Source organism: Vibrio sp. D431a (assembly GCF_030248655.1).
GTDB classification, from domain to species: domain Bacteria; phylum Pseudomonadota; class Gammaproteobacteria; order Enterobacterales; family Vibrionaceae; genus Vibrio; species Vibrio alginolyticus.
On the sequence record NZ_JAHGAP010000084.1, the window covers coordinates 1 to 1,401 of the forward strand.

The 1,401-nt window shown below is 41.2% G+C and carries 1 protein-coding gene; it reads left to right on the forward strand.

The window, feature by feature from the left end:
• The first annotated feature begins 83 nt into the window (after positions 1-83).
• Positions 84-716, forward strand: coding sequence for a hypothetical protein (locus tag KJB35_RS28050; protein WP_021453277.1), 633 nt, complete (start codon positions 84-86; stop codon positions 714-716).
• Positions 717-1,401: the final 685 nt, after the last annotated feature.

The window sequence follows — 1,401 nt, forward strand, 5'->3', positions numbered from 1 at the left end:
CGTTTAGTGTTTAAGGTGCTATGCGGCGGCTTCGGTATTGCGTTGCTCACACCTTAACAGGGCGTTAGGCATCAGGAGGTAAAATGCAGAAATCCGATCAAGTGTCGTTGTATTTTTTGTCTGACTTAGAGAAATTTCGGATCTTTGTCGAGCTATCAGAACGCCATTGGCGTGAAGAATTAACTACGTACAACGAATCTGATATAGAAATGAACGAGTCCGTTTGTTGGGATAGGTACAAGTATCGCAATGATTTAGGTGCGCATTTCCAAGAAGTATTTCCTCAATACCAGAAACAATCGTTTTTGCTCATGTTGGTATCGCTTTTTGAAGATTATCTTAATCAGCTGTGCCACAGCTTTCATTTTGAAAAAGGTTTAAATTGTACTTTAAAAGATTACAGTGGCTCAGGTATTGAGCGAGCAAAAAACTATCTACGTAAAGTCGCCAAAATTGAAGTTCCTACTGGCACTGTCTCTTGGGGTAAAGTCGTCGAAGCAAGAGATATCAGGAACATCATTGCTCACAATGCTGGGCACTTAGACAAGGAGCTGCATAGTAAGCAATTTAGAATTGTTGCCAAAAACCTCAATTTAAATTCGCATCAATTTGCTAGAGTCCACCTTGAAGTTACACAGGTGTATATCTTTGAAATTATTGACGCTATGACTAGTGTGGTTAATGAGCTCTGGCGTGAAACGACGGAAAATGCCTAACAAACAATTTAAGAGTGATTCAGCACGCTTGGCATTTTCGGTTTGAGTCAGGTTTAGTGATTAAGGTGTTTAAATTGAGTTTCGTGGTCGCGTGCTTCACACCTTAATTGGGCGTTAGTCGCCAGAAAAAGCTAGCAGTCAAAATCATGTTTCTAAGCTCAAAACTTGGCTACTGGTTGTTTGATTCATAGTTCCATTTTCGACGGTCAAAGCTCAGTTTCATCGGTTCTAAGTCAATGCATTGCTATTTTCCAAGCGGTTGTTTCGTTCTTTGGTGGTGATAGGGCGGGGCAATCGAAAATCTGTTTTTGGTTGCGAATCTGCTCGGTGAGTTTGTTGGTTTAAAAGCTTATTTACTTGCTGAAAGGACGTTTTCTCTGGTGTTGTAAGTTCCACGTGGTTTCAGTGACTTTGTTGAAAGTCCGCACTGTGAGATTGGCTTTCCAAAAACGCTTTTTGGTGTTGTCAGTCCGTTTTCTATGGCGTTGTTTGTTCCAAGTGGTTTCATTGAATAGCTGCTTTGCGACTACGCCTGACTTAAGTGCATCAAAGCACATAAAGTTTGTTGTTCGCAAAGTTTAGTTCGGCTTAAAATTGTCGCTCGGTGCCTCGCGACTAACAAACTGCTCAAGAGGGATTCGCAACGCGTGGCATTTTTACTATGCGTTGAATTTAGTGATTAAGG